We start from the raw sequence: 19475 nt of genomic DNA on the forward strand, positions 1-19475 counted from the left end.
CATGTCGCCCCCGATCTTGGCGCGTGCAACGAACTTCACGGACGGGTCTTGCTGGAATGCCGCCAGACTCGACCGTCTATTACCGCTGACGTTCGGGCAATTCGCCAGCACCATCAAGCGCGAGCCGGATCGGCGGCAACGCGCGTCCTGATCTCGACACAGAAGCCATCCTGCCGTCTTGGGGTCGAATCATCCGGTAAGATCGTCGATCAGCAGACGCCGTTCCTGACGGTGAATAGCGGAGTTGTGGACCGATCTGGGCATTCGGCTTGCAGGGGAGGAAGCCGAAGGAGCGGCAGGCGCCTCACCATGTCAGGGAGCACAACCCAAATAGCCGAACACACTCTTGCTGACACGCGACGTGAGGGACGAAATATCCGTTTCGCCTCGCCGTTCCGCCGCATCGACCATTCCCTTGATGATGGCGACAATGTCACCCACGGCTTCCGGAGCGCGAGCGGATTCGGGAAGATCGGGAGCGGCAAGACAGCGATGAACGATCTTGTCGATCTGACTTGCCAGCCGCTCGACATCCTCATCAGGCGGCAACCGGGCTTCCTCCAGATCCAGCACGCGCGCCAGCACCGGCCGTCTGAGTTGGCAGTTTATCGCCGCCGCAAGCAGATGATGAAGGCCGGAATGGCCGCTGTGAAGGAATGCGACGTCCGCCAGGGTGTCGCGCAACTGTTCCATCTCGCGGGCGATCAGCTTCCGGGTGATGGCATCCTTCCCGGGGAAATACTGATAGAGCGAGCCGATACTGACTCCCGCTCGTGCGGCGATCTCGTTGGTGTTGTAGTTTTCCAGACCGGAGGTCTCGAGGATGAGAGCCGCCGCCTCAAGGATCGCAGCAACCGTCGCAGATGAACGCTTCTGGGTAGGTTTCTTACGGAGCGAGATGAGCGAATTCATCGGTGCCGTTCCAGACCGCTGCGGCGGGAGGACGGCCTCCCGCTATATGCCCGTTCCTATACAGCATCCATCGCCAGGGGTTGAGCCAATCGTTTCGTCATCGACTCCAGCGTCAAGGACAGGCCGTTGGGCAGCGGCACGACATAGGCGCCCGTCGGAAGGTACCCGTATCTCGCATAGAAACGCACGGCAGGCAGCGTGGCCGTGAGCTCCGCCCGGGTAAACCCTGCCTCCCGCGCGGCGTCCTCGCTGAGCCGGAGCAGGAGGGCGCCGACGCCGCGGCGGGTAAGGCCTGGCTCGACGTAGAACGCGCGCACCCTCGCCGCGTGGGAGGAGGGGTGCAGGGGATTGCCCGGGGGATCCTCCGGCCCATGCGCACCGGCAATTGTTTCTCGATAACTCCAGCCGCCAGCGCCCGCGAGGGCCCCGTCCAGTTCGACGACGAAATAGGTCCGGTCATGCACCAACTGCCAGTCCACGCCGTAAGCGTGCTCGATCGCGACGGTGATGACCGCATCGTCATAGCTTCCAGTATGAAGGGCGCGAATAGACCGGGCTGCCAACGCGTTGATTGCAAGGGCGTCATCCGCTTCTGCCAGTCTCCAGAACATCTCGTCTGCCATCGGTTTACCTCGCTCCTGTCAGGCCGAAGCCAGCTTGCTTCATTCTTCTTCGCCGAGACCGCCTCTCCCTGAAGCGCCACAGAAACAGATGCCCTTGCCTCGGCATGAGGCCGACGGCGCAGTTGGACCGGGCGACCTTGGAGCTTTTTCCAGACCGGCGGCGATCCACTATTCGCCGCGGGTGACCGGCGTGTTTCAGCATGTTCTGCTTTCACAGCTTAGAGCCTGCCAATCTGCAGACGCCGTCGAGGCGACGACGCTCGAGATCATGCCCAACTGGCTACGCAGCAGATTTGCGGCATGCTGTTCGATGGCGTGACTCAGTCGCTGAGGCGCTCGGGCAGATGGAGCCTGACGATCAGTCCCCTGGGTCGATTGTCGTCAAGCTCGATCCGGCCGCAATGCGCCCGCACGACATCGGAGACGATCGATAGGCCCAGTCCGAATCCGGGACTTTTGCTCGATTCGCGGGACGCGTCCAGCTTGGAGAACGGCTCAAGAACCAGTTTGCGCTGGTGCGCCGGAATGCCGGGACCGTCGTCGGCGACATCGATCCTGATCGTCTCGTCGACCCGCGTCAGCGAGATCTCGGCACGGGTGCCGAACTTGAGCGAGTTCTCGCAGAGATTGGTTACGGCCCGCACCAGTGCTTTCGGCTTGCAGTCTGCCGCAAGCTTGTCGGGCCCGAGGTAGGTCACGGCAAAGCCGACATCGGCGAAGTCCGCCTGAACCGTCTGCAGGAGGCTGGCGATGTCCGTCCGCTCGGCCTTTTCTCCCGTGGCGTCTGCCCTCAGATAATCCAGTGTCTCCTCGACCAGCGCGTTGATCTGGTCGATGTCCGACATCATCCCCTTGCGCAGTTCAAGGTCCTCCAGACGTTCCGAACGCAGCCGCAAACGGGTGAGCGGGGTACGAAGATCGTGGCTCACGCTCCGGAGCATCCGCGTCCGATTATCGATCATCTCCCGGATGCGGGACCTCATTCCATTCAGGGCTCTTACCAGGCTGTCCAACTCGGCCGTGCCGCTTTCGGCAAGCATCATGTCCTCGCTCACACCGTCGGATCGATCCAATTCCCGGGATATCGTGGCAAGCGGGCTGGCGACCCTGCGCATGGCGAATATCGACAGGAATGCGAACATGGTGACGAAGCACAACGCGAAGTAGACGACCGGTCCGAGGAAGCCGTCGCTGTAGAGGATGTAAGGCAAGTCCCTGACGAGCAGCACCGAGTTCCCGTCGATCGGGAGGGATAGGGCGGGACGACCTTCCAGCGCGATCCGCCTTCCGCCTGAAGGCAGGACGTATTCCGGCGAGAAGATATACGCGGCGACACGTTCGGAACGGCTGAGCGTCGGAGAGGCTGCTGTCATGCGCGCTGCCGCAGAGGCGCTGACAAGAGTGACGTCGATGTCTCTCTGTCTGGCCCTCGCCACGATCAACGCGCGCTCGGGCGGCGTCGAGACCTCGAGCATCGATGCGACCGCCAATGCTCTCTCGACGGTCCTTTCCGTGTCCGAGAAGGTGAGGTAGCTGTCGGAACTGAACTCTTCCTCGACGACGTGCCCAAGGAGCATCGCAGCGATGATCGCGACGATGATGACGACAAGCATCTGTCCCCGGATCGTGCGAGGCGCGAACCGGCGGGGAGAAACCATCGCGGCCGGACGGCGGCCACGTCGACGGAGCCGCCGCCGCGCGTGCCCCGGACGGACCCATGAGTCAGCGTCGGCAAGGCGCCGATGCGTGACTTCCGCTCCCGGAGGTTTTGGCGTGCCACCGGACGCTGCCGACGACTGGAGACGAACGGCGAACTCCTGGCCTGCACCTGCGTCAGCATCGATAAGACGGTGAAACCGAACGCTTTCGATAATCGTTCGGGTGACGGCGCGCCAAACCACGCTGAGGTGGTTTGCGTGGAAAACCGCGCGCTTATTCAGGCAAACGACACCGATCATAAGAAGTGCCTCTTATAGCAAGGGTTACCGCGGGTGCCGCGGGCAGCCTTTCCGGATTCGCCCGGACTGTTCTGCCGATCACCGGATCTCGTTCAGCACGAAGCCAGGCGCCGACTTTGCGCTCAGTAGGAGCGGGCGAGAACCAACGTGAATATTCCCAGCATGAGGACGGGGATCGCGATGGAGATGGCAAAGAGGACGTAGCCCGGCACGCTGTCCATCGAGCCCAACGTGCTGTAGGCGAAACCGACGGAGAGGCTTCCGATAAGGTTGCCCGCCATGAATCGCCACTGCGCCATTCGGGCCGCTCCGGCCAGTGACGAGATGACCTCCGGCACCAGCGGAATCCAGCGCGACACCGCGATCGACCAGAATCCATGGCGTTCGAAGAAGGACTTCAGTCGCGCCGCATCCTCTTCGCCGGCAATGAAGTTCACCGCCCTCTGCCCCAACAGACGGCAGAGCCAGTAGGCGAGAAATCCGGCGGTAAAGGTCCCGGCCGAACCCAGCAGGCCGCCCATGAACCACCCCCGGCTCATGCCGAAATTGGTCATGATGGCTTGGGCGGGAAACGGGATCACCAGATCCGCGGCCATCGCTGCGACCCCGAGAACGGCAGCCCAGGGGCTGTCGGATTGTATGAACGCCAGGAACTCTCCCGCCTCGAAGCGTTCGCCGAAGGCCATGAATGGGATCGCCGAGAGACCGACCAATCCCGCCAGGAGTAACAGCAGACGCATCCTATGCTCCTCGTTCCGATTTCAGCCGGGTCTGGGTCACAGATCGATCCGCAGCGTCGTCGAGGCCGGCCGGGCGCAGCAAAGCAACACGGAGCCTGGCTCCTGCGGGTTCGCAGGCGTCGGGTTGTAGTCGACCGAGCCCTCGACAAGGCGCTGAGCGCAGCTTTGGCACCCGCCCGTCCGGCATGCGTAGGGTGGTTCGAGACCGCCCGCCTCGGCCAGGTCCAGCAATGTCAGTCCGTCGTCGGCATGCCAGTCCATCCAGACGCCGGATTTCGTGAAGTGCACCCTCGCCCTGTCGACCGCGGCAGGAGCCGCTCTTCCAACCGCCGCAAACGTCTCGGAGCGGACGAGGCCGGGCCGAACCGCAAGCCCGAGCAGGGCCGATCGGATCATCGCTTCCAGTCCCGTTGGTCCGCAGACGTAGAATTCGGTCTCGGTGCCGGGAAGAGGGACATCCTTGCCAAAGGGCCGGACAACGTATTGTGGCCGAACGATTTCCTCGATCTGGGCCGCGGTCGGTCGTCCGGCTCGATCGTAGTCGAGGCCCGGGACGTCATCCGCCTCCGGATGGGTGTACCAGATGACACGCTGCACCAGCGGCGCCTTTGACAGCAGCGCCTGCACCTCCAAGGCGAAGGGATGGAGGCGGCTGTTCCGGACGACCTGCAACCAGAGCAGCGGCGGGGCCTGCTCACCCAGTGCGACGTAGTCCTTCAACATCGCGAGGAGTGGCGTCACGCCGATCCCGCCGCTGATCATGGCGATACGCCGGAACCCGCCGCGGTCCAGCGTGAACTGCCCGGCGGGCGGGCGGAGGAAGAGCCGGCTCTTCGGCACGATGCGTTCGTGCATGATCTGCGAGGCGTGCCCGCCCTCCATCCGTCGAACGGTGATCCGGTACTCGTTCCGCTCGAGGTCGAAGCCGCTGATAGTCCAGGGGCGGACGACGTCGCCCTTGCCGGGAAGATCCAGCCGGACGGTCAGGAACTGTCCGGGAGCCGGCGGCGCGATCGGCTTTCCGTCCTCGGGCCGCAGATCGAAGGAGGAAATGCCCTCGGCTTCCCTGCGGACAGCGCCGACGGTGAACGGGCGCCAGCCGCGCCAGCGGCCGGTTCCCAGCCGCTGCTTGTCCTCGATCAGGTTGATCCGTTGCCGAACGGCGTTGCGCGCCTTGTAGCCCAGCGCCGGAAGGGCAAGCACATCCTTCAGCCGTGGCAGCGCATCCGGCGATTGAGACAGCAGCAGCCGCGCAAGTTCCGCGACCGTTATCGCCTGCGTCTCCCGGGCGCTCACCGTGAGCACGTCCGTCATCCGAACCGTGCCGGGCCTCAACACTTCGAGGTGGAACCCAACGCGCCCGGTCTCCAACAGCTTCGGCAGGATGCTGTCGGGCTGCCCGATCCGCCAGGCCACCTTGAAGCAGGGAATGCGTGGCGACGTAACCCGGAAGCGGGCCGTACCGATGTCGACGACATCGCCGACATGCAGGTCTTCCTCGGAGATCCCGGCGACCGTCAGGTTCTCGCCGAACCAACACCAGTCCCAGCTCTCGCGGGGCGTCCCCAGTCGATCGCTCCAGTAGTCGTAGTGCTCGGAGGGAAAGGCGAGGACGTGCTCTGTGTGCACGGCAGGCTCATTTTCGGAGATACCCCCCTCGATCACGGCCAGCGGCAGATTGGAAGGCGAACGGACGATCGAGGTCGTCACCTCACGCCCGTTCATGTTCACCACGCTGGGCCGTGCGACGCTGAGCGCAACGATGGTTGCGGTTGGAGGCGCGGGTGGCTGCATCTTGTCTCTCTTGTCTCTGGACCCGCCGGTGCCGGTCGCCATGGCTCAGAGGTAAGAGACAGAGGATCATGTCCTCAACTCGCATTGCCCGGAGCGATCGCGGGGACAACAAAGCCTTGAAGCTTCGCGGAATGGCTGCTCTTCCAGCATCTGGACAAGCGCTGCTACTCGCGTTTCGCGCCGGAAGTCGCCACATTTCAGCGTCTCGACCACGACAGGGCCACGCAGCCCGCTAGCAGTGCTCGATAGGCAGGGCCGCAGCGCGATGCCTGCCTGGAATGAGCGAGAGTGTGTTGACCTGCCACTGAGCGGCCGGGACGACTATTCGATGCCCTCGGGCAGTTCCTCGACGGCCGTAGCGGCCTGTGCTCTCCTGCGGTGATGTGCAATCTCTACTCGATCACCAAGGGCCAGGCAGCAATCCTCGAGTTCACCCGCGCCCTGCGGGATCGAACAGGCAACCTGCCGCCGCTGCCGGGTGTCTTCCCTGATTACTCGGCCCCGGTCGTGCGGAACGCCGATGGGGAGCGCGAACTGACGATGATGCGTTGGGGGGCATGCCATCGGCGCAGTCCGAACCACAAAGTAAGATCGTTGACTGCCGCGTAACCAAAGTCGACGATGTGACATCGCCGCATCGGGCGCGCTGGCTTGGCCCTGCGAACCGCTGCGTCGTGCCGTTCACCAGCTTCTCGCAGTATGAGAAGACCGCTCAGAACAAGAAGGTGCCGGTCTGGTTCGCGCGCAATAAGAGCCGCCCCCTGATGGTGTTCGCCGGAATCTGGACGAACTGGATCGGGATCTGGAAGGCCGGGGACGGCGAGACTAATGCTGACCTATTCGCTCTCTCCTCACCTGCGAGCCGAAGGCGGTCGCAGCGTCGATCTACCCAAATACGATGCCGGTGATCCTGACGGAGCCGGCGGAGATTTACGTCTGGATGCGCGCGGAGTGGTCGGAGGCGTCGGCCTTGCAGCGCTTGCTGACCGATGACAAGTTGCAAATCGTGGCGCATGGGGAGAATAACAACGTGAAGGCGGCGAGATAGAAAATAATCTTCAAGCACTCGAGGTCTTGGATCAGTTGGCTGTCAACGCAGCACTGCAACCGAAGAATGCGTCAGCGACGATTTAATATTCATTGCCAAATATACAGCGGATCCTAAAAAACAAATGGTCAAAAGCTAGACGAATAGAGCACGGAAATTACGCGGAATCCGCCAGAAAAGCGAGTTGCGGACAGTAATAAGCGTTAAGAGTGATAAATATCATCGATATATATCCAAGATAAGCATCTATTACAGCATATTTCTTTTAGCGATTCATTGATTTCTTTGATATTAGTAGGAATACAATTGTTAATGGCCAGTAACTCTGTAGCAGTAGCAAAATCGCCATTGTTGATGGAGTAACGGCTTGGAAATATATTTATGATACAGGAGTTCATATCGAGTGCGTGTTATCGCATTGGCATAACCAAGGAAAATCTATGGTCCGAAGTCCGGAGGAATAGAAAGAAAATGAAGGATGCACCTTCGGACTTCATCTATAGGGAAGATAAAAAGGACCGGCTCGACACCGATAAACTTGCACGACTTATAAATCACGCCATTGCATTTGATAAATAGAACGAAATACAATACAGATATGCTGAAACAACGGTTAGTCTTGCAGATGCATAATTGTCTAATTTGCTTCTAGGTTCCGAATTTCCAACTGAAGATTTTCAGATGATCGACATGTATTGTGCAACTTCGAACACATCTATGACTTTTCAGATTGATGGTGTTGAAATCGAATTTCAACAAAAGGTACCGGATGGATTTGAGTATTATAATTAACGTCAAGAGACAGTGCTGTTTCGCACGTCCCGTCGAGCGCTTTGTCGGCTAACGACGCGCTGCAGCTGCCGTCCCTACGGTTCCGACATCAAAAGTCGACGCTCCTTGCCGCCCGGCTATGCTCCAGCGGCCCCGGACCCTCACGTCTGGTAGCGGTTCGTCATGGGGATCACTCGGAACCAAATGCGAATAATATATTCAACAAGCTGAAGAGTATAAGTAACCGGATAACACTTCGGGAATATTCCTCATACGCCGCTGGAGCCACCTACTCTTGAAATTGGTCGAGAGCCCGACGCCCGTCGATTATCGGCGCAACGCGGGGGGATTTTAGCGGACCACGACTTGCCCGACATCTGGAAAGAAAAGCTTGTGAGGCTCGATGCCGCGGAAGCGCTTACAGGTCCGGCACCGAAATTGATCGATAGCTGAGTGTTGTTCGCTCTGCTAGAGGACCGTGTGGCGCGTGTCAGCAGCCCACCGAACCGCTGCCGACGTGCCGCGATCGTGGCCCCGGCAGCGGCATCTCAGTCCGCGTGCGGCAGCTTCACGAACTTGTCGGCTTGAGCCCTTGAATGGAATGACGTTTATGGCGGGGGGCACTCCGCCAAATAACGCCAAAACCCTATTCTTCCGGCGATCTGATTTCTCAGCGCGCCGACCGTCGATACCCCGCTAGATACACGAGCCGATACACCGGGCGCAGCCCCATCTGCCCGACCCGCCGCTGTCGAAGCAGAAATTATTTCTTACGGACAGTGACGCTCAGCCACCTGCAAGCGGCAGCGTTTCATCGTCGGAGAACCCGTTATTCGCCGTCTCACGCGGCGACGATGCGGCTGAAAGAGCCCGCGGCAGGGCGATGCGCACGGATCGCAGGGATTAAGTCCAGACCGTCACCGGTCCGCCCAAAAGCGCTGCGGCCACCGCGGAATCCTGCGATTCCGCTTCACGCCGACCCTCTTTCACGGGCGGTGAAATAGCTCCCCGAGAGCAGCAGCTCCATCGAGCTTTACCGCGGCAGCGCGTTGGGTTCTAAGGGCCGCTCAGCATGAGAAGGACTCAACATGGCCGCTTCCCCCGGGCGACTGCATTTCCTCGACACCAACAATCAGAAGATCGTCGTCGTCATCCAGATGATCACCCACCTGAAGCAGGCTGGCGCGGAACGGACCGAGATCTTCTTCGTCGGCGGCAACAGCGTCGTCACGCAAGGAGCAATCGACGAGGTTTTCAGACGGCTCTGGCCCTGATCATCACCCGCGCGGAGCAACGTCTCGTCATGTTCCACTGGCGCTGCGGCCGATGATGCCCAGTCGGATCACGCCTGCGCGGATCAGCGCGAGCGCTCCCGGGCCGGGTCATTTTCGGGAATCTCGGTCTCCTCGTCCATCGTCTCGTCGATGGCGTCACCAAGGGACTCGTCGACGTCCTTGGGCGGAAGCTTCTTGCCGGTGTTGACGTCGGGCGATTCCGGATCCTCGAAGACGCTGTTCTCTCTGGAAGCTTCGCTCTTCATATTCGACATCCCTGTCCCTCCTCTGGTTATCAGCGAAAAGCCGCAGGAGCGTAGATGTTCCGGACAAAAGAAGGGCCTGCAGCGAGCCGTGAAATGACGAAGGCGGGCACTTTGCCGCGATAGCGAGTTCCCAGCATCCAAGTCGGGCTTTTCCGTATCATCACGACCTTCTACCGTGCCGCTCAGCATTGAACCCTTCGGCCCAAAGGGCATGATCGGGAGAGTGGGGTGAATGCGGATTGAGAGCCAATATGCCGCTGGCGCGAAACGCTTTCCGACCCTCTGCCCACACCGCCCGCTCTCGTTCGGCGAGGGCAATTTTGTCGGCAAGATCCTTCGCGGCGTCGTCCATTTACTGTTCCCGTGTCTGCGGTCGAACTAAACAAAAGCCCACAGCCGCCGGGTCAAGCCTCATTGGGCTGTGAACCGGATCAAGCCGGATGTGCTCTGGTCCAACGGGCGTTTCTTCCGCCCCCTCAGACCAGTGCCTCGACCGGGTGACGCAACCGGTAGGCCAGTCGCGCCGACTGCTCTCGACAGGAAAAGCCAGTAGCCAGGGCCTCGCCCTCCCCGTCGACCTTGTCGCGCCATGACAGATCGAACAGGCGACGCGACATCGCGCCATGCTCGCTTTCGTGACCGAACAGTCCCGCCATCCCACAGCAACCCGTCCGTTCGACGACGAGCCGGTGGCCGCATGCCGCGAATACGCGCGACCAGCTTTCGGCGGAGGTCCGGCCGGCCGTGCTTTCCGTACAATGGCTGAGCAGCCGGAACGTCCTGCCTTCTCGACCGGCGACCAGGTTTCCCCGGTCTGCCAGATTGCGCAGGAGGTCTTCCAGGCTCCACACGGACCCGGGGGCGCTGCAAGCTTCCCGGAGCGCCGTGGTCGCGACAGGTTCCACCGACACAAGACACATGCCGGCATCAACGAGATCGTCGAGCCGTTTCCGCATAGCCGCGCGCACCGCCCTGTGCTCCGCGCCGAATCCACGAACGTCCAGCGCCTTGCCGTTGGCCATGGGCGGGTGCCATGCGAGCGCGATACCGGACCGATGGAGCAGTTCGGCCGCCGCGGCCAGAACGTCTACGTCAAAGACGCCGACGAAGCTGTCGGCGAGCAGCACGTGGGTAGCCCCCTGCTGGCGATCGAAGCGCGGGATGCCGAGCAGGCGCATGCGGTGCTCGAACGTCTGCCCGGGGAAGCGCGGCAGATCCGACAGCGCGGCGATCCGCTCCAGCGGCTTCGCTCCCATGGCGAGCGCCAGGTTGGCCAGTCGCGGAAATCGCCGGGCGAACAAGGTGACGCGTTCGGATCGGCGGATGATCCGGTCGCGCAGGCTGCGTGGCCTGCGTTGATGGACCCGCTCCAGCACGGTCGACTTCATCGTCGGGATATCGACACGCACCGGGCATCGGTTCGTGCAGGCGCGGCACGAAAGACAGGTCTCGAGCGAGACAAGAAGCGCTTCTTCCGCCGCCGCGCGATCGTCATCGTCAAGCGGCCGGATGGCGGACAGGCGCGCACATTCGCGGAGCAGCGTCGCCCGCCCCTTGGGCGATTGAACAGGATCTCCCGTTGCCTTGAAAGAGGGACACATCGCGTTGGACGAGTCCCAGTCGTGACAGGCGCCGTTGCCGTTGCAAGAGATCGCCTTTGCGAGGAACTCCCGCTCGGCCGCCGGAATATCGGCATCGGCCTCGCCGCGAAACGGCGTGCCGTCGATCGTCATCAGGGCGCCCTGGACACCGTCCGGCACGGCGAGCTTCCCGGGATTGAGGACATTGCCGGGGTCGAAGGCGCTCTTGATGCGACGCAGGACGCCGTAGAGTTCGTCGCCGAAGAACAGGGGCCCGTATTCGCCCCTTACACCATGGCCGTGCTCGCCCCAGAGCAGCCCACCATGGCGCTTGGCAAGAGCGGCAACCTCGTCCGACACCGTACGAAAGATCAAGCGATCCGCCGGCTCGATGAGGTCAAGCGTCGGGCGCACGTGAAGACAGCCGACATCGGCATGACCGAACATCCCATAATCGAGGCCATGCCGGTCGAGGATCTCGCGAAAACCATCCACGAAGGCCGGCAGGTTCGCGGGCGGGACGGCACAATCCTCGACGAAAGGGCTCGCCCGGCGTCGTCCCTCCAGTGCCCCCAGCAGGCCGACGCTCTGGCGCCGAAGGTCCCAGACACTCGCGACGGACGATGGCTCGTCGAGAACGTTGATCGACGAGACGGCCCCCGGATCAACCTTCAGCATCGACGTCAGCGCGGCGACGGCGGCTGCCACCTCGCCCCTCTCCTCTCCTGCAAACTCCACGAAAAGCAGCGACGCCGCACTACCGAGGTCGCCCAGCGACTCGCCGAGGCCGCCCCAGACCGGGTCGTTCCGCGCCAGCCGGAGGATCTTGTCGTCAACGATCTCGATCGCGAGCGGATCGGCCTCGAGAATCCGGCCGACATCCCCGAGCGCGTCGCGAAAGTGCTCGTATCCGAGCACGACGACCGACGAGATCTGCGGCCGCCTCGTGACCTTGAGGACGAGGCGCGTCGTCAACGCCAGCGTGCCTTCCGAGCCGGCGAGCAGCTTGACGAGGTCCACCGACCCGTCCGGGGCTATCGCTTCCTTCAGATTGTAGCCCGTCAAGCCCCGATTCATGTCCGGGAAGACCCGGGTGATCTCCTCGCGTCTCGGCAGCACGTCCCGGAGCAGTGCGCGCATCACGGATGCCATCCGGCCGTTTCCGTCCGCGAGTGCCTGGACGTCCGACGCGGAAAGGTGCCGACCGATCTGATGGATTTCGCCATCCGCCGTGACGATTTCGGCGCCGACGACATGATCCGAGGTTCGCCCGTAGCGCCGCGAGCCCTTTCCCGATGCGTCGGTCCCGAACATCCCGCCGACGGCGGCGCGCGAGGCCGTCGAGACGGTCGGGGCGAAGAAGCATCCGTCCGGGGCGAGATGCGCGTTCAGCCGGTCGAGCACCACGCCGGGGCCCACGCTGATGGTCATTGCCTCCGGGTCGAACGGACCGATTTCCGCCATGTGGCGCTTGAAATCCAGGACGACACCGTCGGTCAGCGACTGGCCATTGGTGCCGGTTCCGCCGCCACGCCCCACCAGCGGCAAGGACAGTTCGGAGGCGGCGCGGCATGCAACCGCGACATCGGTAGCATCACGCGGAAACAGCACCGCCGCCGGCGACAGCCGGTAGACACTGCCGTCGGTGCTCCAGACCGGCAGGCGGCCGCCATCGGCGACCACGTCGCCCCTGAAGCCGTCTCGCCGAAGACATTCGAGGAGCGCGCCCACCTCAGGCTGTCTAGCCGCAGCAAGCATCAGCCGAACGCTCTGGGAATCGCCAACGTGATCCACGGAATGTAGGTGACGAGCCCGAGCACGAAGAACATGACGAGCAGCATCGGCCACAGCGTCTTGGTCATGGTCTCGATCGGGACACCTGAGATCGCCGACCCGACGAACAGCGAATAGCCGAAGGGTGGCGTCGCCATTCCGATGGCGAGGTTGATGACGACGATCGCGCCCAGATGCGTCGGATCGAGGCCGAGGCTTGCGCCCATGGCGGTCAGGATCCCGCCGAGGATGATCATGGCCGCGATGTTGTCCATAACGGCGCCGATAAAGAGCAGGCACAGATTCATCATCAGAAGGATGATGATCGGGTTGTCAGACACGCCGAGGACGATCTGGGCGATCGTGTTCGGAAGCTGCTCGACGGTGATCAGCCAGCCGAATGCTGCGGCGGTGGCGATGATGAAACAGACGATGGTCGTGGTCCGCATGGACCGTTTCACGATCGACGGCAGATCCCGGTAGTTGAGTTCGCGGTGGATGAAAAGACCGACGAGCAGCGCGTAGACGACGCCGATCGCTGCCGCTTCCGTGGGCGTGAACACGCCCCCATAGATGCCGCCGAGAATGACGACGGGGGCCGCGAGGGACCACTTGCCCTGGTTGAGCGCCGAACGGAGTTCCTTCCACGTGGCGCGCGGTTCGTTGCTCATGATGTTGCTGCGGCGTGCCGTCACATAGCAGACGCCCATGAGACCGCAGGCGATCAGAATTCCCGGGATGATGCCGGCGAGGAAGAGTTTTCCGATCGATTGCTCGGCAACGACGCCCCAGATGATCATGGGGATCGACGGCGGGATCATCTGACCGATCGGCCCCGAGGCAGTCGCCAGCGATGCCGAGAAATCGCGTCGCCAGCCGCGCTTCTCCATTTCGGGGATCATGATGCCGCCGATCGCCGCCGTCGTGGCCGGCGCCGAGCCCGAGATCGCGGCGAAGAAGGTGGCGGAGATTACCGTCACCATGCCGAGCCCGCCGGTGATGTGCCGGACGAGCGCCTGGCCGACCGCGACGAGCCGGCGGGACAGGCCGCCGTGCATCATCAGATCGCCGGTAAGGACGAAACCCGGGATGGCTAGCAGAGAGAACACCTGCGTCCCCGCGATGATCCTCTGCGAGAGGATCACCCAGGGAAAGTCGGCCATGTAGATTCCGGCGACCGCTGCCAGGCCGATCGCGATGGCAATCGGGACACCTGTGAACAGTCCGCCTGCGAAGACCAGCAGAAGCGCCCATGCCGTCGCCGTCATGCGAAGCTGTCCGTCTTGGTGAGGTCGAGCGGCACCAGCAGCCTGACCAGTGCGTGGAAAGCCCCGAGAAGGCCGGTGACCGGGGCGGCGAGATAGACATACGATACGGGGAGCCGGAGCGCGGCCGTCACCTGTCCCAGCGATTCCTCGACGTACAACGTGCCGGTCCAGGCGAAGACTAGGCAGAACGCCAGGACGAGAAAGGCAACGAAGCTCGACCAGACGAGGCGCGCCCTGGGCGGCAACCAGCTCACGATCATGTCGAGCTTGACGTGGGCGACGTCGCGGATGGCGGTCGTGGCCGCCAGCAGGATCGTCCAGGTGAACAGGCCGAGTGCTGCTTCTTCAGTCCAGGAGAAGGCGGAGCCGAGAACGTAGCGCGAGAAGACCTGGAGAACCAAGGCGAGAATCATCGCGGTCGCGGCCGCGATGACCAGCACCTCCGTGATCGCAGCGACGCGCGCCGAGATTCTGTCGAGACGTGACAGCACGAGCTTCTCCCGGGACTGGAACATGAGGGGCTGTGCTGCACGAGCGAGCCGCGCAGCACAGGAGGGCTTAGTTTGCGGCTGGACTGTCGGCGCCTACCGCCGCGAGAGTCTTGTCGAACAGATCCTCACCGATCGAGGAACGGAATGCCTCGTAGACCGGCACGACCTTCTCGCGGAAGGCGGCAACGTCACTGACGTCGTTGACGGTCATGCCCTGCTCCTCGAGCGTCGTGACCATCTCGCTTTCATTGGCAGCCACCTGATCGCGCTGCGTGTCGATCGCAGCCGCTGCCGCCTCGCGAAGGGCTTCCTGCTGTTCGGGCGTCAGCTTGTCGAAGAACCGCTTGGAGACGAGGACACCCAACGCCGAGTAGGTGTGTTTGGTCAGTGACAGATACTCCACGACTTCCGAATACTTGTTGGAGGCGATGACCGCGAGCGGGATCTCCAGCCCGTCGACCGTGCCCTGCTGGGCAGCAGTGAACGTTTCTCCCCAGCCGATGGGAACGGCATTGCCGCCCAGCGACCGGAACATGTCGATGAAGACCGGGTTCTGCATGACGCGGAACTTGACGCCCTCGACATCCGAGGGTGCGGTGACCGGACGGACGTTGTTGATCATGTGACGGAAGCCACCCTCGGCAAAGCCGAGCCCGATGATTCCGCTATCCTCCAGGCTTCGCATGAGTTCCTGACCGATCGGTCCGTCCAGAACCTCATGTGCCTTCCCGGCATCCTCGAAGAGGAACGGCATGTCTACCACCTGGAAGCCAGGTTCGACGGTGGCGATCAGGGCGTTGGTGACGATGGCGGCCTCGATCGTTCCGAACCGCAGGCCTTCCATCATCAGCTTCTCGTCGCCGAGCTGGTTGTTCGGATAGAACTGGACGTTGATGGCGTCGGGGATGCGCTCGGCGATACCGTCGGCGAAGGCATGCGCGACGATCGCGTAGGGGTCCTTTGGTCCATCCGACGTGTTCCAGGTCAGCTTCATCGGAAGCTGCTGCGCGAGGGCTGGCGCCCCGAGCATGCCGAGCGAAACCGCCGCCAGCGTGGTGGCGGCAAAAGCGCGTCTTGTGATTGCGAGCACTATGAGGTCCTCCCTTGGAGCCTGTTCGGATGTCAGGCGAAGCCGTAGAGCTTCGCCGGGTTGGCGACGAGAATGTTGTTCCGCGTCGCTTCGTCGGGCACCCAGTCGGCAAGTATGTCGAGAAGGGCCCCGTCGTTGGGCATCGGTATGGTGACGGAAGGGTGCGGCCAGTCGGTTGCCCACACGCACCGCTCCGGGTCGGCCTCGACGATGGCGCGGGCGAAAGGCAACACATCCGAATAAGGGGGCTGCGTCTCGCCCGTGAAGCGATAGGCTCCGGACAGCTTGGCCCAGGCGCGACCCTCGCGGATCAGGGCGAGCATGTCCGTGAAGCCGGGATCCGACGTTCCCTTCGCGGTGGGTAGATGGCCCATGTGGTCGAACACGACATCGACCGGAAGCTCGCCGAGACGGCGGCGCAGATCTCCGAAGGTCGAGACGTCAATCAGCACCTGAAGATGCCAGCCCAGCGGCGCGATGCGTTCGGCGAGACGGCGCACGTCGGAGACCTCGCTGCCACTGCGATAGAGAAGATTGAGGCGGACGCCCCTCGCTCCACCAGCCGCCATTTCCTCCAGTTCGCTGTCCATGACCGTGTCGTCGACGACGACGACCGCGCGGAAGTCGCCGTTGGCCCGGGCGACGGCATCCATGGTCACGCGGTTGTCGGTGCCGTGGACGCTCGGCTGGACGATCACCGCCCTGTCGAGGCCCAGTACGCGAAGCATTTCCCGATAGGATTCGTAGGAGGCCTCGGGCGGCGTATAGGAGCGATCCGCCACGAACGGATAACGATCGATCGGTCCGAAGACATGCGCATGGCAGTCGCAGGCACCGGATGGCGGGATGATCTTCGGGCGGCGAGGTGCCGGGTCGGGGCCGGCGCAGGCGGCGATCATTGCGTCCCCCGATAGCCGGCACGCCACGGACGATCGGCAGAAACACTTCGCAGGGAGTTTTGCAGTATTGGAGTCGCCGAGCGCCGACGGATCAGCGACCAATAGATGCGGGCCCATGCCGGTCCCCAGGCACTCCTCGGCGCGGGCACGGTGTCCGGCGCGCGGTGAGAATGCAATTCGGTACGCTGGTCAAGTTGAGGTTGCCCCTGGAGTGGAGACTCCAGGAATGCAGCAGCTCGGCACGTCATATTCCCTCCCGTCGCGTCTCCCGATCACGCGATGGCGGCAATCAACGGGTTCGAGGATTGATTGTCAACAACTACGTCGACAATCGTCCTTGGATGCCCTTGGTCGAAACGAAGCAACTGCCACTTGGGCGGGCAAGAGCCCCGAAAAGCGGCTTCGGCAATAATTTCCTTCCGCCTGCGTGAAACGTCTTCGGGACGGGCTAGCGTCCAGGTGAGTACGGAAAAGAGCAAGCGGCCGTCTGCTCTCAAAGGACGATTGAGAAACAATTCGCATGGCGAGACCGGGCCGAAACCGGACTGTCCGCTTCTGGATGATTAAGACCGAAAGCTGCCACTCCCCAAACGACCTTTCAGGGCATTCGGCCTCTCGACCCATAGTCTCTATCGCAGATGTAGCGTTGCTCCGCCGAGAGCGTGTAGATGCGAGCCAGCAGAGGTCTCAATTCGTGAACTATGCCTTAATTAGTTGGGGAGCGGCGCAGCGCCTGGGCACGGCGCATATACGGTGAGCAGCCACTGAAGCGGCGTCGTTCCTGTTAGCACCCAACCGTCATGACGAAGTACGCGGCTGACGCAAACACGCGCCGCCGGTGCCTGCACGTCGATCGATCGGCTGGCCAAGCCATTCCATAATACTTAGTCTTCGTGTGCCGATCAAAGGGAGAAAGAAAGTCGGCCGCAAGATCGGCAGGCCGAATATGGGAGGAATACATGGACATTGATCGACGTGCACTTCTCGCTGGCAGTGCGGCATTAGGCGCCGCGCTCGCCGTTCCCAAGATTGCCAATGCCCAGGCCGAGCCGCTTGGCACGCAGCCGTCCCGCTATCCCGACGGCGCCTGGGAAGTTCTCGATCCGCGTTTCTCCAAGTACATGATCGGCAACACGCCCCTCCAGCGCCAGTGGAGCGGGGCCTTGTGGGCTGAAGGGCCGGCCTGGAACGGCGTCGGTCGCTACGCCGTCTTCAGCGACATTCCCAACAACCGTCAGATGCGATGGGACGAGGTGACGGGGACGGTGACACCGCTCAGGCACGCCTCGAACTACTCAAACGGCAACACGTTCGATTTCGAAGGACGGCAGATCAGTTGCGAGCACTCCACGGCGCGAGTCGTCCGCTATGGCCGTCAGGGCCCGCCCGAGGTGCTGGCCGAGACCTTCGAAGGGAAACAACTGAACGCGCCCAACGATGCGGTCGTTCATCCCGATGATGGCGGCATCATCTTCACCGATCCCGGCTACGGCAGCCACTGGTACTATGAAGGCAATGTCCGCGAACTGGAACTGCCGACGAGCATCTATCACATCGACGCCTCGGGCGGGGCGGTGACCCGGCTGACCGACGAGATCTTCAAGCCGAACGGGCTTTGCTTCTCGCCCGACTACCGAACTCTGTACGTCGCAGATTCAGCCGCGACGCATCATCCCGAGCCGTCCCGGATCATCGCCTGGACGGTGGAGGACAACGGCCGACGGCTGACCGGCAGACGCGAATTTGCGACCCTGGAGAACGGGTTTCACGACGGGCTGCGGGCCGATGTCGACGGGAACGTCTGGGCAGCGACCGGATTTGCTGGCGAGGGTCTGGACGGCGTCCACGTGTACGCGCCCGACGGTACCAAGATCGGGCAGATCAAGACGCCAGAAGGCTGCGCCAATCTGGCCTTCGTCGGCGAACACCGAAATCGGCTTTTGCTGACTGCCAGCCAGTCGATCTACACGATCTATACTGCTGCCCAAGGCGCGCACATCGCGTGAACCGCCTCATCCGGCAAGCAGTCAGTCGACAACGGGCGGGCAGCTTCTGCTGCCCGCCTAGCAGGAAGCCGACGGAGTGCATTCGTGCCGATAGCGGAGGCAACTCCTGGAGCTCATTTGCGGATAGCTGCGGTTCTCCTCACGAGCCATTACAGTCTTTCCCTTCCAACCACATATTGTTGAGCGCGGTCATGTTCGCGGCTCGCGCATTCGGAGACGGTCTATGGACCGTCCTGCTAAAAGAGCTTCGACCCGGCCGCCCGATGTTGGGATGGCTGGAGCCGATGCGGCAGCCTGAGACGCCTTGACGTAGCCTCATGTCATGATGAAAACCGCATATCGATGCCAATGCCCTACAGGTGTTGGAGCTCTCCATACATCCTCCTGAGGACAAGGCGGTCGACTATGGGAATTGTCGCGAAGGCGACTGAAATCGTGGGTGGCGCTGTCGCGCTCGTCAGGCGCTTTGGTTCTCCGTCGCATCAAGCCGTCGGGCTGACACCCCGGATTCCGGCAGCGCGAAAACAGGGAATCATGACCCTGAAACTTCCCGCCGCAGAGGGCTGGAAGGAAGGGCGCCTGCCGACCTGCGCGCCGGGGCTTCAGGTCAATGCCTTTGCGTCGAACCTCGATCATCCCCGCTGGATCGAGGTCCTTCCGAACGGCGACGTCCTCGTGGCGGAGTCGAAGGAGCAGCCGGAGAGGCCGCGCACCCTCATGGACCACGCTCAGCAGGCCACGATGCGCCGCGTCAAGGCGATCGGCCCCAGCGCCAATCGTATCACCCTCTGGCGTGACGCGGATGGGGACGGTGTCGCCGAGCGCCGCGAGGTTTTCGTGGAAAACCAGAACCAGCCCTTCGGCATGGCGCTGGTCGGCGACCGGTTCTACCTCGGGAACACGGACGGCATTCGGTGTTTCGACTACCGGCCAGGCGATACGAGCCTCAGAGGCGGTGGTGAAAAGCTCGTCGACTTCAAGC

At 62.5% G+C, this 19475-nt stretch carries 15 protein-coding genes and 1 pseudogene; 5 read left to right on the forward strand and 11 right to left on the reverse strand.

All coding sequences use genetic code 11. The features are described from left to right. Positions 1-312 precede the first annotated feature (312 nt). The 5 genes from GTW51_RS13310 to GTW51_RS13330 all read right to left on the reverse strand — a co-directional run bounded on the left by GTW51_RS13310 (position 313) and on the right by GTW51_RS13330 (position 5958). Positions 313-912, reverse strand: coding sequence for a TetR/AcrR family transcriptional regulator (locus GTW51_RS13310; RefSeq protein WP_163044423.1), 600 nt, complete (start codon positions 910-912; stop codon positions 313-315). Positions 913-968: 56 nt separating this feature from the next. Further along, positions 969-1535, reverse strand: a complete 567-nt coding sequence (locus GTW51_RS13315) for a GNAT family N-acetyltransferase (RefSeq protein WP_163044424.1) — start codon at positions 1533-1535, stop codon at positions 969-971. 320 nt (positions 1536-1855) lie between these two features. Continuing rightward, on the reverse strand, positions 1856-3493 hold the full coding sequence (locus GTW51_RS13320) for an ATP-binding protein (RefSeq protein ID WP_163044425.1): 1638 nt from the start codon (positions 3491-3493) through the stop codon (positions 1856-1858). 122 nt (positions 3494-3615) lie between these two features. After that, positions 3616-4233 (reverse strand): TVP38/TMEM64 family protein, encoded by a 618-nt coding sequence (locus GTW51_RS13325; protein ID WP_203566061.1) that lies wholly within the window; start codon positions 4231-4233, stop codon positions 3616-3618. Between the two features lie 36 nt (positions 4234-4269). Then, positions 4270-5958, reverse strand: a complete 1689-nt coding sequence (locus tag GTW51_RS13330; protein WP_203566062.1) for an MOSC domain-containing protein — start codon at positions 5956-5958, stop codon at positions 4270-4272. Between the two features lie 626 nt (positions 5959-6584). On the opposite strand from GTW51_RS13330, the gene GTW51_RS24495 reads away from it, so the two are divergent. The 3 genes from GTW51_RS24495 to GTW51_RS13340 all read left to right on the forward strand — a co-directional run bounded on the left by GTW51_RS24495 (position 6585) and on the right by GTW51_RS13340 (position 9120). Next, positions 6585-6935, forward strand: a complete 351-nt coding sequence (locus GTW51_RS24495) for an SOS response-associated peptidase family protein (RefSeq protein WP_343034013.1) — start codon at positions 6585-6587, stop codon at positions 6933-6935. After that, positions 6926-7075, forward strand: coding sequence for a hypothetical protein (locus GTW51_RS24500; protein WP_343034014.1), 150 nt, complete (start codon positions 6926-6928; stop codon positions 7073-7075). The genes GTW51_RS24495 and GTW51_RS24500 overlap by 10 nt, the downstream gene beginning before the upstream one ends. 1859 nt (positions 7076-8934) lie before the next feature. Then, complete coding sequence (locus GTW51_RS13340) at positions 8935-9120, forward strand: hypothetical protein (protein WP_163044427.1); 186 nt, start codon at positions 8935-8937, stop codon at positions 9118-9120. An 83-nt stretch (positions 9121-9203) separates the two neighbouring features. Here GTW51_RS13340 and GTW51_RS13345 read toward each other — a convergent pair whose 3' ends face one another. The 6 genes from GTW51_RS13345 to GTW51_RS13370 all read right to left on the reverse strand — a co-directional run bounded on the left by GTW51_RS13345 (position 9204) and on the right by GTW51_RS13370 (position 16487). Further along, positions 9204-9395, reverse strand: coding sequence for a hypothetical protein (locus GTW51_RS13345; protein ID WP_163044428.1), 192 nt, complete (start codon positions 9393-9395; stop codon positions 9204-9206). A gap of 467 nt (positions 9396-9862) precedes the next feature. Continuing rightward, positions 9863-12697 (reverse strand): FAD-linked oxidase C-terminal domain-containing protein, encoded by a 2835-nt coding sequence (locus GTW51_RS13350; protein ID WP_163044429.1) that lies wholly within the window; start codon positions 12695-12697, stop codon positions 9863-9865. Positions 12698-12723: 26 nt separating this feature from the next. Next, positions 12724-14007, reverse strand: coding sequence for a TRAP transporter large permease (locus tag GTW51_RS13355; protein WP_163044430.1), 1284 nt, complete (start codon positions 14005-14007; stop codon positions 12724-12726). Next, positions 14004-14498, reverse strand: coding sequence for a TRAP transporter small permease subunit (locus GTW51_RS13360; RefSeq protein WP_203566063.1), 495 nt, complete (start codon positions 14496-14498; stop codon positions 14004-14006). Before GTW51_RS13360 ends, GTW51_RS13355 begins: the two co-directional genes overlap by 4 nt. Before the next feature lie 67 nt (positions 14499-14565). After that, positions 14566-15588, reverse strand: a complete 1023-nt coding sequence (locus GTW51_RS13365; RefSeq protein ID WP_203566064.1) for a DctP family TRAP transporter solute-binding subunit — start codon at positions 15586-15588, stop codon at positions 14566-14568. A 32-nt stretch (positions 15589-15620) separates the two neighbouring features. Then, the gene (locus tag GTW51_RS13370; RefSeq protein WP_203566065.1) at positions 15621-16487 is read right to left on the reverse strand and encodes an amidohydrolase family protein; all 867 of its coding nucleotides are present in this window, start codon (positions 16485-16487) and stop codon (positions 15621-15623) included. A gap of 959 nt (positions 16488-17446) precedes the next feature. Between GTW51_RS13370 and GTW51_RS13375 the strand changes: the two genes are divergently transcribed. Further along, positions 17447-18493, forward strand: a complete 1047-nt coding sequence (locus GTW51_RS13375; RefSeq protein WP_163044433.1) for an SMP-30/gluconolactonase/LRE family protein — start codon at positions 17447-17449, stop codon at positions 18491-18493. Positions 18494-18898: 405 nt separating this feature from the next. Continuing rightward, positions 18899-19475 (forward strand): annotated as a pseudogene (locus GTW51_RS13380) (sorbosone dehydrogenase family protein); the annotation flags it as partial.

The organism is Aurantimonas aggregata (assembly GCF_010500835.1).
Lineage (GTDB): Bacteria > Pseudomonadota > Alphaproteobacteria > Rhizobiales > Rhizobiaceae > Aurantimonas > Aurantimonas aggregata.

Bases quoted from the DNA above. Each gene is read 5' to 3' on its own strand.
- GTW51_RS13315 (WP_163044424.1), bottom strand. From the start codon at position 1,535: ATGGCAGACGAGATGTTCTGGAGACTGGCAGAAGCGGATGACGCCCTT.
- GTW51_RS13355 (WP_163044430.1), bottom strand. From the start codon at position 14,007: ATGACGGCGACGGCATGGGCGCTTCTGCTGGTCTTCGCAGGCGGACTG.
- GTW51_RS13375 (WP_163044433.1), top strand. From the start codon at position 17,447: ATGGACATTGATCGACGTGCACTTCTCGCTGGCAGTGCGGCATTAGGC.
- GTW51_RS13310 (WP_163044423.1), bottom strand. From the start codon at position 912: ATGAATTCGCTCATCTCGCTCCGTAAGAAACCTACCCAGAAGCGTTCA.
- GTW51_RS24495 (WP_343034013.1), top strand. From the start codon at position 6,585: ATGCCATCGGCGCAGTCCGAACCACAAAGTAAGATCGTTGACTGCCGC.
- GTW51_RS13330 (WP_203566062.1), bottom strand. From the start codon at position 5,958: ATGAACGGGCGTGAGGTGACGACCTCGATCGTCCGTTCGCCTTCCAAT.
- GTW51_RS13340 (WP_163044427.1), top strand. From the start codon at position 8,935: ATGGCCGCTTCCCCCGGGCGACTGCATTTCCTCGACACCAACAATCAG.
- GTW51_RS13320 (WP_163044425.1), bottom strand. From the start codon at position 3,493: ATGATCGGTGTCGTTTGCCTGAATAAGCGCGCGGTTTTCCACGCAAAC.
- GTW51_RS13325 (WP_203566061.1), bottom strand. From the start codon at position 4,233: ATGCGTCTGCTGTTACTCCTGGCGGGATTGGTCGGTCTCTCGGCGATC.
- GTW51_RS13370 (WP_203566065.1), bottom strand. From the start codon at position 16,487: ATGATCGCCGCCTGCGCCGGCCCCGACCCGGCACCTCGCCGCCCGAAG.
- GTW51_RS24500 (WP_343034014.1), top strand. From the start codon at position 6,926: ATGCCGGTGATCCTGACGGAGCCGGCGGAGATTTACGTCTGGATGCGC.
- GTW51_RS13345 (WP_163044428.1), bottom strand. From the start codon at position 9,395: ATGTCGAATATGAAGAGCGAAGCTTCCAGAGAGAACAGCGTCTTCGAG.